The 14162-nt window shown below is 68.4% G+C and carries 12 protein-coding genes; 9 read left to right on the top strand and 3 right to left on the bottom strand.

Annotation, left to right across the window (positions count from 1 at the left end):
• The first annotated feature begins 40 nt into the window (after nt 1-40).
• Complete coding sequence (locus AC6CHX_RS04095; protein WP_498271722.1) at nt 41-1801, top strand: proline--tRNA ligase; 1761 nt, start codon at nt 41-43, stop codon at nt 1799-1801.
• Between the two features lie 17 nt (nt 1802-1818).
• On the opposite strand, the gene AC6CHX_RS04090 is transcribed toward AC6CHX_RS04095, so the two are convergent.
• Nucleotides 1819-2322, bottom strand: a complete 504-nt coding sequence (locus tag AC6CHX_RS04090) for a pyridoxamine 5'-phosphate oxidase family protein (RefSeq protein ID WP_498271721.1) — start codon at nt 2320-2322, stop codon at nt 1819-1821.
• A gap of 135 nt (nt 2323-2457) precedes the next feature.
• Here AC6CHX_RS04090 and AC6CHX_RS04085 point away from each other — a divergent pair, with 135 nt between their 5' ends.
• Nucleotides 2458-3498: an LOG family protein gene (locus AC6CHX_RS04085; RefSeq protein WP_376105083.1), complete on the top strand. Its 1041-nt coding sequence runs from the start codon at nt 2458-2460 to the stop codon at nt 3496-3498.
• On the opposite strand, the gene AC6CHX_RS04080 is transcribed toward AC6CHX_RS04085, so the two are convergent.
• Nucleotides 3467-4822, bottom strand: a complete 1356-nt coding sequence (locus AC6CHX_RS04080; RefSeq protein WP_498271720.1) for a flavin monoamine oxidase family protein — start codon at nt 4820-4822, stop codon at nt 3467-3469. The genes AC6CHX_RS04085 and AC6CHX_RS04080 overlap by 32 nt on opposite strands.
• Before the next feature lie 127 nt (nt 4823-4949).
• On the opposite strand from AC6CHX_RS04080, the gene nusA reads away from it, so the two are divergent.
• From nusA to AC6CHX_RS04055, 5 genes are all read left to right on the top strand, one after another.
• Complete coding sequence (gene nusA, locus AC6CHX_RS04075) at nt 4950-5933, top strand: transcription termination factor NusA (RefSeq protein WP_136041205.1); 984 nt, start codon at nt 4950-4952, stop codon at nt 5931-5933.
• 62 nt (nt 5934-5995) lie between these two features.
• Nucleotides 5996-6250 (top strand): YlxR family protein, encoded by a 255-nt coding sequence (locus AC6CHX_RS04070; protein ID WP_498271719.1) that lies wholly within the window; start codon nt 5996-5998, stop codon nt 6248-6250.
• Nucleotides 6251-6344: 94 nt separating this feature from the next.
• A complete protein-coding gene (gene infB, locus AC6CHX_RS04065) occupies nt 6345-9095 on the top strand; it encodes a translation initiation factor IF-2 (protein WP_498271718.1) in 2751 nt (916 codons plus the stop codon).
• Between the two features lie 94 nt (nt 9096-9189).
• Nucleotides 9190-9615 carry a 30S ribosome-binding factor RbfA gene (gene rbfA / locus AC6CHX_RS04060; protein ID WP_136043668.1) on the top strand — a complete coding sequence of 142 codons (426 nt, stop codon included), beginning with the start codon at nt 9190-9192 and terminating at the stop codon, nt 9613-9615.
• 114 nt (nt 9616-9729) lie between these two features.
• Nucleotides 9730-11853 carry a response regulator transcription factor gene (locus tag AC6CHX_RS04055; RefSeq protein ID WP_498271717.1) on the top strand — a complete coding sequence of 708 codons (2124 nt, stop codon included), beginning with the start codon at nt 9730-9732 and terminating at the stop codon, nt 11851-11853.
• A gap of 5 nt (nt 11854-11858) precedes the next feature.
• On the opposite strand, the gene AC6CHX_RS04050 is transcribed toward AC6CHX_RS04055, so the two are convergent.
• The gene (locus AC6CHX_RS04050) at nt 11859-12755 is read right to left on the bottom strand and encodes an iron-sulfur binding domain-containing protein (protein WP_498271716.1); all 897 of its coding nucleotides are present in this window, start codon (nt 12753-12755) and stop codon (nt 11859-11861) included.
• Nucleotides 12756-12863: 108 nt separating this feature from the next.
• Here AC6CHX_RS04050 and truB point away from each other — a divergent pair, with 108 nt between their 5' ends.
• Entirely contained in the window at nt 12864-13763 is a 900-nt protein-coding gene (gene truB, locus AC6CHX_RS04045; RefSeq protein ID WP_498271715.1) for a tRNA pseudouridine(55) synthase TruB, read from the top strand.
• Nucleotides 13760-14128 (top strand): hypothetical protein, encoded by a 369-nt coding sequence (locus tag AC6CHX_RS04040; protein ID WP_136043672.1) that lies wholly within the window; start codon nt 13760-13762, stop codon nt 14126-14128. The genes truB and AC6CHX_RS04040 overlap by 4 nt, the downstream gene beginning before the upstream one ends.
• Nucleotides 14129-14162: the final 34 nt, after the last annotated feature.

Below are 14162 nucleotides of genomic sequence, written 5' to 3'. Positions count from 1 at the left end.
GCGTCGAAGACGAGTGACCGCGGCTCACTAGACTTGCTCCGTGGTCACTCGTCTTTCGAACTTCTTCCTCCGCACGCTCCGTGAAGACCCTGCAGGCGCAGAGGTCGCCAGCCACCGGCTGCTGATCCGGGCGGGATACATTCGCCCGCAGGCCGCCGGCATCTTCGCGTGGCTGCCACTGGGGCTTCGCGTCAAGTCGAAGATCGAGACCGTCGTCCGTGAGGAGATGGCCGCGGCTGGCGCGCAGGAGGTCCATTTCCCCGCACTGATGCCTCGCGAGGCCTATGAGGCGAGCGGTCGTTGGGACGAGTATGGAGACCTGCTCTTCCGCCTGCAGGACCGCAAGGGCGGCGATTACCTCCTCGCCCCCACGCATGAGGAGGCCTTCACGCTGCTGGTGAAAGACCTGTACTCGTCGTACAAGGACCTGCCGCTCTCGATCTACCAGATCCAGGACAAGTACCGAGACGAGGCTCGTCCTCGCGCCGGCCTCCTCCGTGGGCGCGAATTCACGATGAAAGACGCGTACTCGTTCGATTCGTCGGATGAGGGCTTGGACGTCAGCTACCAGGCACAGCGTGACGCATACGAGCGCATCTTCCAGCGACTCGGACTCGAGTACGTCATCGTTCAGGCGGATGCCGGTGCGATGGGCGGGTCCCGCAGCGAGGAGTTCCTGCACCCGACCCCCGTCGGCGAGGACACCTTCGTGCGCAGCGAGGGCGGGTATGCGGCGAACGTCGAGGCGTTCGCCACCGCGGTGCCCGATGCCATCCCGTTCGACGAGGATGCTGCTCCGGTGATCTTCGATTCCCCGGACACCCCCACGATCGAGACGCTGGTCGCGCACAGCAACCGCGAGCTCGAGGGGGAGTACACGGCCGCCGACACGCTCAAGAACGTGGTTCTCGCCCTGACCCACCTGGACGGCACGCGCGAGCTCGTCATCGTCGGCATCCCCGGCGACCGCGACGTCGACGAGAAGCGGGCCGAGGTCGCCTTCGCGCCCGCTGCGGTCGAGACGGCCACGGCCGATGACTTCGAGAACAACCCGCTTCTGGTGAAGGGGTACATCGGGCCCTGGTCGCCGACCGGCGCCGTGCTCGGCGAGGAGTCGGCCACCGGCATCCGCTATCTGGTCGACCCCCGCGTGAGCGAGGGCACGAGCTGGATCACCGGGGCGAACATCGATCAGAAGCATGCGCACTCGGTGGTCGCCGGACGCGACTTCGCTGCCGACGGGATCGTGGAGATCGCGAACGTGCGCGCCGGCGACCCCGCCCCCGACGGCTCCGGTCCGGTCGAGCTCGCACGGGGCATGGAGATCGGTCACGTGTTCCAGCTCGGCCGCAAGTACGCCGAGGCGCTCGGACTGAAGGTGCTGAACGAGAACGGCAAGCTCGTCACGGTGACGATGGGCTCCTACGGCATCGGCATCACCCGCATCCTGGCGATCATCGCTGAGCTCAACAACGACGACAAGGGCCTCATCTGGCCGGCATCGGTCGCGCCGTTCGATGTCCAGGTGGTCGCGGCAGGTCGCGATCAGGTCGCGTTCGATGTGGCCGAGGGGCTCTCGGCGGAGCTGGAAGCCGCGAGTCTCGACGTGCTGTACGACGACCGCCCGAAGGTGTCACCGGGCGTGAAGTTCGGCGATGCCGAGCTCGTCGGCGTGCCCAAGATCGTGATCGTCGGCCGCGGCGCCGCCGAGGGACAGGTCGAACTCTGGGACCGCGCCACGGGCGAGCGCGATGCGGTCTCCGTCGATGAGGTCGTCGCTCGACTCACCGCCGCCGGCTGAGAGCCGCGGCCGCGTCGTCAGCAGACGATGCGGCCGTGGTTCATGATGTCGTCATCCGGAGTGTCGCGGGTGACGAGGGATTTGAGGGCGCCGGCCGCGGTCGCGAGTCTGCCCTTCGCCGGTTCCCAGAACTCCGTCACCTTCGGCGTGACCCGGAGCAGAGCGATGCCCGGCGTCTCCAATCCGTCCGCGAACCAGATCTCCAACGAGGGCGAGTAGAGCTCCTCCATCTTGGCTCGGTCGTGGACGATCTCTGCGGTGCCGGCGACGGACACGTACCGCATGCCCTTGGCGTCGCAGTAAGCGAGGCCCACATCGTGGTGTCGGCGAGCTTCGGCGACCTTCTCGGTGTCCTCAGCGGTGAAGAACCAGATGTCTCCGGCGTCGTCCATCTGCCGGGTCGACATCGGTCGGCTGACGAGGTTGCCTTCCTCGTCGATCGTGGTCAGCATCGTGAAGTCGATGTCTTCGACGAGCTCGGCGATGCGGGCGAGGGCTTTGGGTCCGGTGATCTCAGTCATGATTCCACCGTGCCGCGTGTGCCCGCGGGCGGCATGGGCATTGACATCCAGGCCGGGCGGTGATCAGTCCGGGACGTCGACGGCATGCCCGGCGTTGCGGCCCACGGGGATCCGGCCGCGTGCCACGCTGGTGTCATGATCGACGAACCGCTGCCGGACGCCCTCAACTCCGAGATCGACGCCATCCTCGACGGCGCGGACGCACACGCCGACCGTCGGCTGGTGAGGAGGATGGTGCGGACGGCCATCCTGCTGGGAGAGGACGACGCCGACCGGCTCGACCTCAAGATCGCCTCTGCTGCGCTGGCGGAGATGCGGGACGCCTTCCGACTCTTCGCACCGTTCCGTGGCGTCCCCAAGGTGACCGTCTTCGGTTCCGCGAGAACCCGGCAGGACGACCCGCTCTACCTCACTGCTCGCGACGTCGCCGCCGCGCTGGCGAGTGACGGGTGGATGGTGGTCACGGGGGCGGGGCCCGGCATCATGCAGGCGGCCTCCGAGGGTGCCGGTCCCGCGCTCTCTCTCGGCGTATCGATCCGCCTTCCGTTCGAGGAGAAGGCGCAGGGGCTCATCACGGACAACGACCAGGTCGTCGCGATGAAGTACTTCTTCACCCGCAAGCTGATGCTCATCAAGGAATCGCTCGGGTTCATCTGTCTTCCCGGTGGGTTCGGCACCCTGGACGAGATGTTCGAGCTGCTCACGCTGCAGCAGACGGGGAAAGCGGAGCCCACGCCGATCGTGCTCCTCGATCAGCCGGGAGGCACGTTCTGGCAGGGTCTCCGGAGCTTCATCGACGACCACCTCGCTCCCACGGGAGTGATTTCGGAAGGCGACTTCGATCGGGTGGTCATCACCGATTCCGTCGACGCGGCTCGTGCGGAGATCACCGGTTTCTGGCACAACTACGATTCGCTGCGATGGGTCGGTGGGGCGCTCGTGCTGCGCCTGCGCGCGGAGCCCACGGATGCCGAGATCGAGGCGCTGAACGAACAGTTCGCCTCGATGCTCTCCTCGGGGCGGATCGAGAGGACCGCACCGCGGCAACCGGAAGTCGCCGACGACGACCTGCTGGAGCTGCCGCGGCTGATGCTCCACCTCGATCAGCGTCAGGTCGGGAATCTGTTCCGACTGATCGGTGCGATCAACGCACTTCCCTCTGCTCCCGCTCGATGATGCGAGCCGCGAAGTCGTCGAGGTCGATCGCGCGGCCCAGGATCCGTTCCGCGGCACGGTGCCCCGAGTAGTAGGCCGCGCCGACGGTGGCAGGCTCATCGCCCCAGGTGGCCTCGCCCGCGAAGTGCAGGACTCCGTCGACGGGGCCGGCCAGGTCGTCGTGGTCGTGATGACTCGACCCCAGGGCCAGATGTGAGTAGGAGCCGTTCGAGAACTCGTCCTGACCCCAGTGCGTGACCCAATGAGCCCGGGGTTCGCCGACCGCATCCCCGTAGAGCACGCGGAGGGCGCGCACGGCATCGGCGACGACGTCTTCGTCGGGGAGCTCCTGCATCCGTCGTCCGAAAGGGCCGGCGGCGAAGGTCAACAGGGTGGGCAGGCCGCTGACAGCGGAGACGTCGTACCAGGAATGCCAGTGCTCGCCGGCCTCGCCGAGCGCACGCAGCACATAGCTGTCCTCGTTCCAGAACCGCCTGTCGAACTGGATGAAGACCTTGTTGAAGACTCCCATCCCGAGTCGTGTGAGAGGACCGGCCACGGCCTCCGGCAGCGCGGGCTCGAACTCGATCGAGCCGGCCTTGAGCACACCCAGGGGGACGGTGACGACGACCTGATCCGCGGTGAAGGCTGCGTCGCCGGCGTGCACCACCACGCCGCTGCTCGAGTGATCCACCCTCGTCACGGTCGTCTCGAAGCGGATGTCGAGACCCGCGCCGATGCGCCGGGGAACCTCGTCGTATCCACGCGGGAAGATCACCTCATCCCCGTCGATCGCGTCCTCGTCGAGGCCGTGTGCGTCGAGGTCTCCGATCCAGGCACCGCACTGCTCCTCGACCCGGTGACGGAAGAACTCGCGGACGTCGTCGATGCGCTCCGGCGCGAGGCCGGACCGGTCGAGAGCTCGTTCCGTCACGTCGAGATATGTGTCGCCGGGGGAGGAGGCGCCGACCTCCTCGACGAGGAGTCGATCGACCGCATCGACATCGTCGATCCACTGAGCGGTGGCGTCGGCACCCATGGGTCGTCCGTCCCCGTCGAAGTTCTCGATGGGCCGCCCGCCGACCTGGAAGCTGCCCACTGTGTACTCGATCGTCGGAATCCGAAGTGCCTGGACGAGATCCCACAGTGGCGATCCGTCGATTCCATGAATCCACGAGGCGCCACGGTCTACCGAGAACCCCGCCTCCCGATCGGTGTGCATCCGCCCGCCGACGCGGTCACGACCTTCCAGGACCACGACTCGATGCCCCGCATCGGCGAGCATGCGCGCGGCCGTGACACCCGACATCCCTGCACCGATCACGATCGTGTCGAACGATCCCATGCGTCCTCCTCGACTTCCGGCGCGGAAAACTGCCGCCGTCGTGGCAGGGGCCGGTTGGCACAGGGTATCGTGGTACGGATGTCGCGCGTGCGAACAGGCGCGACGAGAGCTGAATAGAGAGGCCGTCATGGACATCGAACTGAGTCTTCTGCGAGGGATCGAGAAGGAGAAGGCGATCCCCTTCGACGAACTCGTCGCGATCATCGAGCAGGCGATCCTGACCGCGTACTCCAAGCATGTCTCCGAGGACGGTGTGACGCCCGAGGGCGTCCGCGTGCACCTCGACCGCAAGACCGGGCATGTCGCCATCCTGCAGGTCGTCCGCGACGAGGAAGACGCCATCATCGGCGAAGAGGATGCGACCCCCGACGACTTCGGTCGGATCGCGGCCTTCGCCGCCAAGCAGGTCATCAGCCAGCGACTGCGTGACATCGCCGACGACGTCGTGCTCGGCGACTTCAAGGACAAAGAGGGTGACATCGTCGCCGGCGTGATCCAGCAGGGTCCGAACCCGCGCATGATCCACGTCGACCTCGGTGCCGTCGAGGCGATCCTGCCCCCCGAGGAGCAGGTGCCCGGCGAGGAGTACACCCACGGATCGCGTGTGCGCGTGTACGTCACCAGCGTCGCCAAGGGGCTCAAGGGACCGCAGATCACGGTTTCCCGCACGCACCCGGGGCTCGTCCGCAAGCTCTTCGCGCTCGAGGTGCCGGAGATCGCCGCCGGTCTCGTCGAGATCGTGGCGCTGGCCCGCGAGGCCGGTCACCGGACGAAGATCGCCGTCAAGGCGAACGACCCGTCGATCAACGCGAAGGGCGCCTGCATCGGGGAGCTCGGACGCCGCGTGCGCGCCGTGACGGAGGAGCTTGCGGGGGAGAAGATCGACATCGTCGACTACGACGCCGACCTGCCCACGTTCGTGGCGCACGCGCTGTCGCCGGCCAAGGTCACGAGCGCTTTCGTGCTCGACGCGAGCACCAAGGCCGTTCGGGCCCTGGTGCCCGACTACCAGCTGTCGCTCGCGATCGGCAAGGAGGGTCAGAACGCGCGTCTGGCCGCCAAGCTCACCGGCGCGAAGATCGACATCCAGCCGGACAGCGTCCTCGACTGACCGGCTCCGGCCTTCCGCCTCGCCCGGCGCGCGGGCGAGGCGGGGTGAAACGCAGGTGTAAGATGGAACCCGTACGAACGTGCGTCGGTTGTCGCACGCGTGCTCCCCGCTCCACCCTGCTCAGGGTGGTGTCCCAGAACGACACTCTCATCATCGATGAGCGTGCTGTGCTGCCGGGGCGCGGCGCGTGGGTCCATCCGACTCGGGAATGCATGGATGCCGCTCTGCGGCGCCGCGCATTCGGACGAGCACTGCGCGTGACCACTGAGCTGGACACGCGGACCTTCGAACAGCACCCACCAAGAAACAAAGGCTGAACAGCTATGGAAACAAAGTGAACGGCTCGAAATGAGACCCGTCCGCGACTAGTGGTCTGCCCTGTCTGGGTGGACCGACTCAGACAGGAGAATTGTGGCTGGTAAACCACGCGTACATGAGATCGCCGCCGAACTCGGCGTCGACAGCAAGGTCGCTCTTGCAAAGCTCAAGGAACTCGGCGAGTTCGTGAAGAGCCCCTCTTCGACCATCGAACCGCCGGTGGCGCGCAAGCTGCGCGCGGCGATCGAGGCCGACGGGTCGCTCAAGGGTGCGGCCGAGGCCGCTCCCGCGGCCAAGCCCGCTGCCGCCAAGTCGGCTGCGAAGCCGGGCGCCAAGCCCGCGCCGACCCCGGGCCCGAAGCCCGGCCCCAAGCCCGCTCCGGAGGCTCCGGCCCCCGAGGCGCCCGCGCCCGCTGCACCGACTCCTGCCCCCGCGGCAGCGGCCCCCGCAGCACCGGCAGCGGAAGCAACCAAGCCCGCAGAGGGCAATGCACCGACGCCCGGCGCCCCGCGTCCCGGCAACAACCCGTTCTCCTCCGCGCAGGGGATGGGTCAGCGCCCGGCCGGACCCCGTCCGGGCAACAACCCGTTCGCATCCGCGCAGGGCATGGGCCAGCGCCCGACGCCGGGCAACATCCCGCGTCCGCAGGCTCCGCGCCCCGGCGCACCCCGTCCGGGTGCTCCGCGTCCCGGCTCGCCTCGTCCGGGTGCGCCCCGCAGCGGCGGTGGCGGTCGTCCCGGCGCTCCGTTCCAGCAGCGTCCCGGCGGCCCCGGTCGTCCCGGCGGTGCCGGTGGCCCCGGTGGTGCCGGTGGTCCTGGTGCACGTCCCGGCGGTGGCGGCGGCTTCGCCGGTCGTCCCGGTGGCGGCGGTGGTCGTGGCCGTGGTCCCGGCGGTGGTACCGCAGGTGCCTTCGGCAAGGGCGGCGGCAAGAGCAAGCAGCGCAAGTCGCGGCGGGCGAAGCGGCAAGAGTTCGAGATGCGGAGTGCTCCGGTCGTCGGCGGCGTCAACGTCACCCGCGGCAACGGAGAGATCATTCGCATGCGCCGCGGCGCGTCCATCGCGGACTTCGCCGACAAGATCGAGACGCTGACCGGTTACACGGTGCAGCCCGGAACCCTCGTCACCATCCTCTTCAACCTCGGCGAGATGGCCACGGCCACCGAGTCGCTGGATGAGGCGACGTTCGAGGTCCTGGGCGCTGAGCTCGGCTACAAGATCCAGATGGTCTCGCCCGAGGACGAGGACAAGGAGCTCCTCGAGGGCTTCGGTCTCGACCTCGAGGCCGAACTGGAAGCCGAGAGCGAAGACGACCTCGAGATCCGTCCTCCGGTCGTGACCGTCATGGGTCACGTCGACCACGGTAAGACGCGACTTCTCGACGCGATCCGCCAGACCAACGTCATCGAGGGTGAAGCCGGTGGCATCACCCAGCACATCGGTGCCTACCAGGTCTGGACCGAGCACGAGGGCATCGAGCGGGCCATCACGTTCATCGACACCCCGGGTCACGAGGCGTTCACCGCCATGCGTGCCCGTGGTGCGCAGGTCACCGACCTCGCGATCCTCGTGGTCGCAGCCGACGACGGCATCATGCCGCAGACGGTCGAGGCGCTGAACCACGCCCAGGCGGCCAATGTGCCGATCGTGGTCGCGGTGAACAAGGTGGACAAGCCCGACGCCAACCCGTCGAAGGTGCGCCAGCAGCTCACCGAGTACGGTCTGGTCGCCGAGGAATTCGGTGGCGACGTCATGTTCGTCGACGTGTCCGCGCGGGCCAACACGGGTATCCAGGAACTCCTGGACGCCGTGCTGCTCACGGCCGATGCCGGTCTCGACCTGACGGCCAACCCGAACAAGGCCGCTCGCGGTGTCGCCATCGAGGCGAAGCTCGACAAGGGTCGCGGTTCGGTCGCCACGGTGCTCATCCAGTCCGGAACGCTTCGGATCGGTGACGCGATCGTGGCGGGTACGGCATACGGCCGCGTGCGTGCGATGGCGGATGAGAACGGCGAGCAGGTCCTCGAGGCCTACCCGTCGCGTCCGGTCCAGGTGCAGGGTCTGAACTCCGTGCCGCGTGCCGGTGACGTCTTCATCGTCACCGAGGAAGACCGCATGGCCCGCCAGATCGCGGAGAAGCGCGAGGCAGTCGAGCGCAACGCCCAGCTGGCCAAGGCCCGCAAGCGCATCTCGCTCGAGGACTTCACCCGCGCTCTCGAAGAGGGCAAGGTCGAGTCGCTCAACCTCATCATCAAGGGTGACGTCTCCGGTGCCGTCGAGGCGCTGGAGGAGTCGCTCCTCAAGATCGAGGTCGACGATTCGGTCCAGCTGCGCATCATCCACCGCGGCGTCGGTGCCATCACCGAGTCCGACGTGAACCTCGCGACGATCGACAACGCGATCATCGTGGGCTTCAACGTCCGTCCTGACACGAAGGCGCGCGAGCGTGCTTCCCGTGAGGGCGTGGACATCCGGTTCTACTCCGTCATCTACAACGCGATCGATGAGATCGAGAGCTCGCTCAAGGGCATGCTCAAGCCGGAGTACGAAGAGGTCCAGTCGGGTGTCGCCGAGATCCGCGAGGTGTTCCGCTCCTCGAAGTTCGGCAACATCGCCGGTGTCATCGTGCGATCGGGAACGATCACTCGAAACGCCAAGGCTCGTGTCATCCGCGACGGTGTCGTGCTGGCCGATGGTCTCGCCATCGAGTCGCTGCGTCGCTTCAAGGACGACGTCACCGAGGTCCGTACCGACTACGAGGCCGGTATCGGTCTCGGCAAGTACAACGACATCCAGATCGGTGATGAGATCGAGACGACCGAGCTCATCGAGAAGCCTCGCGGCTGATCAATTTCGAACACCTTCGGGCGTCCTCCCCTCCCGCTCCTCCGGAGCGCGGAGAGGAAGGGCGCCCTGAGGGTTCCTGGACAGGGAGAGAACAATGGCAGGCGAACGACAGGCCCGGCTCGCGGACCGAATCCGCGTGATCCTCGCAGAGCGGTTGGAGAAGGGGCTGCGCGATCCGCGCCTCGGCTTCGTCACCATCACCGACGTGCGTGTGAGCGGAGACCTTCAGCACGCATCGGTGTTCTACACGGTGCTGGGCACGGAGGAGGAGCGCATCTCCAGCGGCGCGGCCCTCACCTCGGCCACCGGCATGCTGCGCAGCGAGGTCGGACGGCAGCTGAGCACCCGTCTGGTGCCCACACTGGAGTTCATCCCGGATGCGCTCCCCGAGAACGCGGACCACATCGGTGCGCTGCTTCGCGAGGCGCAGCAGCGCGATGCCGACGTAGCGAAGCTCGCGTCATCCGCATCACACGCCGGCGACGCGGATCCGTACCGCACCGAGGACGAGCCGGAGTGATCACCGTTTGATACGCTCGGCTTCGCGGGAATGCTTCCGTGAAGCTGGGGGAACGGCATCGAGGGTACGGGTACACAGGGGGCTCTCTTCGTCGCGCCTGCCGCGCTGGGCCTGTTGCTCGACGAGCTCCTGGATGTCGATCTCGGCTGTGTGCCCCATGTGCTCGCCCGCCTCGCCGCCGAGCTGGATGCGGACTCCCGGGCGATCCTCGAAGTCGCCGAGCGGTTGTCGGCGGACCAACGACATGGCTTGCGCCCGCTGCCCAACCCGCTGCCGCTCGTACCGTCCATCGCACGCAGATTCGAGGCGACGGAGCTCGGGGCCAGAGACCGCGAGTTGCTCACGGCGCTTGCGCTCTCGCTGGACGGTGGACTCGACGCCCTCCTGGAGTTCGACGGCAGGTCCGCGGCCGCGATCGCCGCGGGCCCGTTGGGGGAGCACATGCGGCTCCATGCCGGTCACGCGCGCTTCGCCGATCCCCGCCTCTCCATCTGGATCAGGGCAACGACCGGCATCGCAGCCGTCGCCGGGGTCCATGCGCGGCTCAGCGTGATCTTCCGCCGTCGAGGAGACCGGGTGAGTGAGGATTGGCACCGCGCTCGCGCTTCCCTCGAGGGCGCTCCCGAGAGCGCAGCCGAGTTGACGACCATCGCGAGGCAGCTCAGTGAGGCCGGCCACCCGGAACGGGCGCTGCTGCTCGCGCGGGAGGCAGCGGAGCATGCGCTCGGCGAGGCCCGGGACGAAGCGCATCTCGTCGCGGGGGCCTCGGCCGTCGGCGCCGGCTTCGCGACGGAGGCGATCGCGTGGTTCAGCGGGCTGTATCCGCACTCCGCGGAGCGCTGGCGACTCATGGGCCTCGGCGGCCTGCTCGTCGCCCAGGCGTTCGAGCAGGGCGCAGTGCCGGAGGTCGAACCGAAAGCCCTGCGCCCGCGCACGGATGACGCCGCGGACTGGTGCCATTGGACGAGGGCTGCCGCGCTGGCCGCCGTGATGTGCGCGGAGCGGGGCGATCGTCGCGCGATGCGGGTATGGCTCGACGCCGTGCGGGAGGGCACCGCACGAATCGGTGGAGAACGCGAGCTCGCAGACCCCGTCATCGCGCTGAGCTGGCTGATCTCCGGAGAGCGCGACATCGACGCGACTGCGGGCTCGGGGCCGGTGGCCGGGGGGATGCTGCGCGCACTGCAGGCCGCGATGGACGGCGACGTCGATCTGGGACTCCGGGTGCTGGCGCGGGGCGGATCCGGAATGACCGCCGAGGCGGACCCGTTCGTCCCGGGATTCGAGCACAGTCCGGTCGTCCAGGCGTATCGAGCTGTCATCGAGGTGCTGCTCCTGGTGTGGCGCGGTGACATCGGTCTTGCGCGCGACCGGCTGATCCAGGCCGCACTCGTGCTGCCGGTCTCGTTGCCCCTCGCCGGACTGGGCGTGGTGCTCGCCAGACGTCTCGATCTCGCCGTGCTCGGCGAACTGGGACCGTACGCGCGATCGCTCACCGCCGCGCTGCCGGCCGGTGCGAGGATCGACCGTCTCGTGGATCGGGGCATCCAGTCGTTTCTCGCGGGTTCCTTCGACGATGCTGCAGCGACGATCCGCCTCTGGGCCGATCTCGGGTCGGCGCGGACCACCATGACGGTTCCGGCGCTCGATGAACTCGCGCTCGACCCGGAGGGTGGCTCGACGCCGGCGCCATCCATCGAGCCGCCGGAGATCGCTCTCGCGCAGCGCCTGCGGGTCCGGCTCGCGACGGCCGGAGATGGTCGCTGGCGGTCCGAGTGCATCGAGGTGCGAGAGGCGGCACGGACGCTCCGTTCGCCGTTCGCGCGGGCGAGGGTGGAGACGATGCTCGGTACCCAGTACGCCATACGCGATGACCATCGCTCGGCGCGCATCCACCTGCAGCATGCCGAGAGGCTGTTCGAGCTGTGCGGCGCGACGGCATGGGCGCGGACGATCCGCGGACGGTTGGACAGGCTCGACGCCAAGGAAGGGAGCATCGTTCCCGCTGTCGATCCCTTGTCGGCGTGCCGAGCCGCATGGTCGCTTCAGCTGACCGCGCGCGAGTTGGAAGTGGCGATGTGCGCCGTCGGGGGAGCGGCGAACCGCGACATCGCTGAGCACCTCAACTTCTCGGTCCGCACGGTGGAGGTGCACCTCGGTCGCATCTTCACCAAGCTCGACGTCCGCAGTCGAGTCGAGCTGACGGTGCTCGCGCATCGCACCGACCACCACCTCTGAGCCTGTCAGCGAGGCAGGGAGAGGGCGGCTCCATCGGCTTCGGCGAGGCCGTCGGCGATGAGAGAGTCGATCGCGCGGTCCCGCTGACGGGCGTCCGGCCAGTCAGGGAGCACGAGGTCGAGCTGCACGGCCCCGGGAGATCGATCGCGCAGCAGCCGCAGCACGGCACCCCGCGCCTGTCGGTCCGAACCCTCGTAGGCGGCCTGGCGACGACGTTCGTCCCCGGTGTCCGGCCTGCCGGCTGCCAGCCACGCACAGCCGCTTGCGAGCGGACACAGCTCGCACCGCGGGGAACGCGCCGTGCACACGGTCGCGCCGAGCTCCATCATGGCGGCGTTGAACTGCGCGGCGTCCGCAAGCGACTCCGGCAGGAGGGAGTCCATCAGGTCGAGGTCCCGCCGCGAGGGCGGTGCCGGCTGGGCTCGCCCCTGCACAGCCCTGGCCAGCACGCGTCGGGTGTTGGTGTCGACGACGGGGTGCCGGTCGCCGTAGGCGAATACCGCGACGGCGCGGGCCGTGTAGTCGCCGATGCCGGACAGGGCGAGGAGGGAATCGACGTCGCGGGGCACGATCCCGCCATGCCGCTCGGTGATCTCCACGGCTGCCCGGAACAACCAGAGCGCGCGACGCGGGTATCCGAGGTTGGCCCACTGCTGCACGACTTCCGCTGCCGAGGCAGAGGCCATCGCCGTCGGCGTGGGCCATCGGGCAAGCCACGCCTCGAGATGCGGGATGACCCTTGCGACCGGGGTCTGCTGAAGCATGAACTCGCTCACCAGAACACCCCACGCGCCGAACTCGTCGTGGAATTCCGTGCGGCGCCACGGCAGGTCGCGAGCGGTCGCTCGGTACCACGTGGGCAGGCGCGATACGACATCGGAAGGGGCCTGCGGTCCGGGCATCCCTCCAGCGTACGTGAGCCGTGAGTCCTCGCCGTTCGGCGGATCCCGGCGCGGCGCCGGTGGTCGGGGCCGATCAGGTGGCGCGCACGTCGTCGGTAGGCTGGGGGGATGGTCTCGCCCGGCATCCTTCTCGTCGACAAGCCCGCTGGGATGACCAGCCACGACGTGGTCGCACGCACGCGGCGCGCGTTCGGCACGCGGAAAGTCGGCCATGCGGGGACTCTCGACCCGATGGCGACTGGACTCCTCGTCATCGGCATCGAAGGAGCCACCCGACTGCTGACCTATATCGTCGGCGCGGACAAGACCTATGAGGCGACGATCCGTCTCGGACAGACCACCGGGACGGATGACGCCGAGGGCGAGGTCCTGACCACCGCCGACTCCGAGGCATTGAGCGCTGTCACGGATGCCGCGGTCGACGAGGGCATCCTGGCGTTGACCGGTGAGATCTCGCAGGTTCCCAGCTCGGTGTCCGCCATCAAGGTCGACGGACGGCGTGCATACGATCGCGTTCGTGCGGGCGAAGAGGTCGTGCTCGCCGCGCGGGACGTCGTGGTCTCTCGCTTCGAAGTGTCGGCACGGCGTCAGCTGGACGGTTTTCTCGACCTCGATGTGATCGTCGACTGTTCGTCCGGAACGTACATCCGGTCCCTCGCCCGCGACCTCGGCGCGTACCTCGGCGTCGGCGGACACCTGACCGCACTGCGGCGCACGAGAGTGGGGCCTTTCGAGGTGAGCGACGCCGTGGGCCTGGATGCGCTGGAGGGGGCCCGCACACTGACTCCGGCCGCCGCCGCCGGCCGCATCCTTCCGGTGCTCGACGTGTCGGCCGAGGAGGCACGCGATCTCCGTCACGGAAAGCGACTCCTCGATCAGGCCGGTCGCCTCGACGGCGCAGGAGCGAACACCGCGGCCATCGACCCGGACGGCGTCCTGGTGGGCATCGTCGAGAAGCGCGGCGCCGATCTGAAGAGCGCCATGAACATGCCCGAGGGTGACCGATGATCCTGTGGCTGACGATCGCGCAGATCGCCGTCGCCGTCGCTGCCGGGGTCTTCTGCGTCGTCGCCGGGCTGAGTGGGCGTCGACCCAGCGACATCAGCGTCGGTGCTCTCGCCCTCGTGGAGGTGCTGCTCGTCGTCCAGGTGATCGTCGCGATCGTCGCACCGCTCGCGGGAAACCCGCCCACGGGAGACCTGCTCGAGTACTGGGTCTACCTCGTGTCGGCGGTGCTCCTTCCCATCGGAGCCGTGCTGTGGGCGCTCATGGAGCGCAGCCGGTGGAGCACGGTCATCCTCGGAGTCGCGGCACTCGCCATCGCGATCATGCTGTGGCGCATGCAGGTCATCTGGACCGTCCAGATCGCGTGACGCGAGGCGTCGTGGCGGAGTCCGCCTCTCTCCC

The organism is Microbacterium sp. GQ128 (assembly GCF_059758615.1).
Note: the sequence above shows the minus strand (reverse complement) of the source record. Positions and strands in the feature narration are given on the sequence as shown.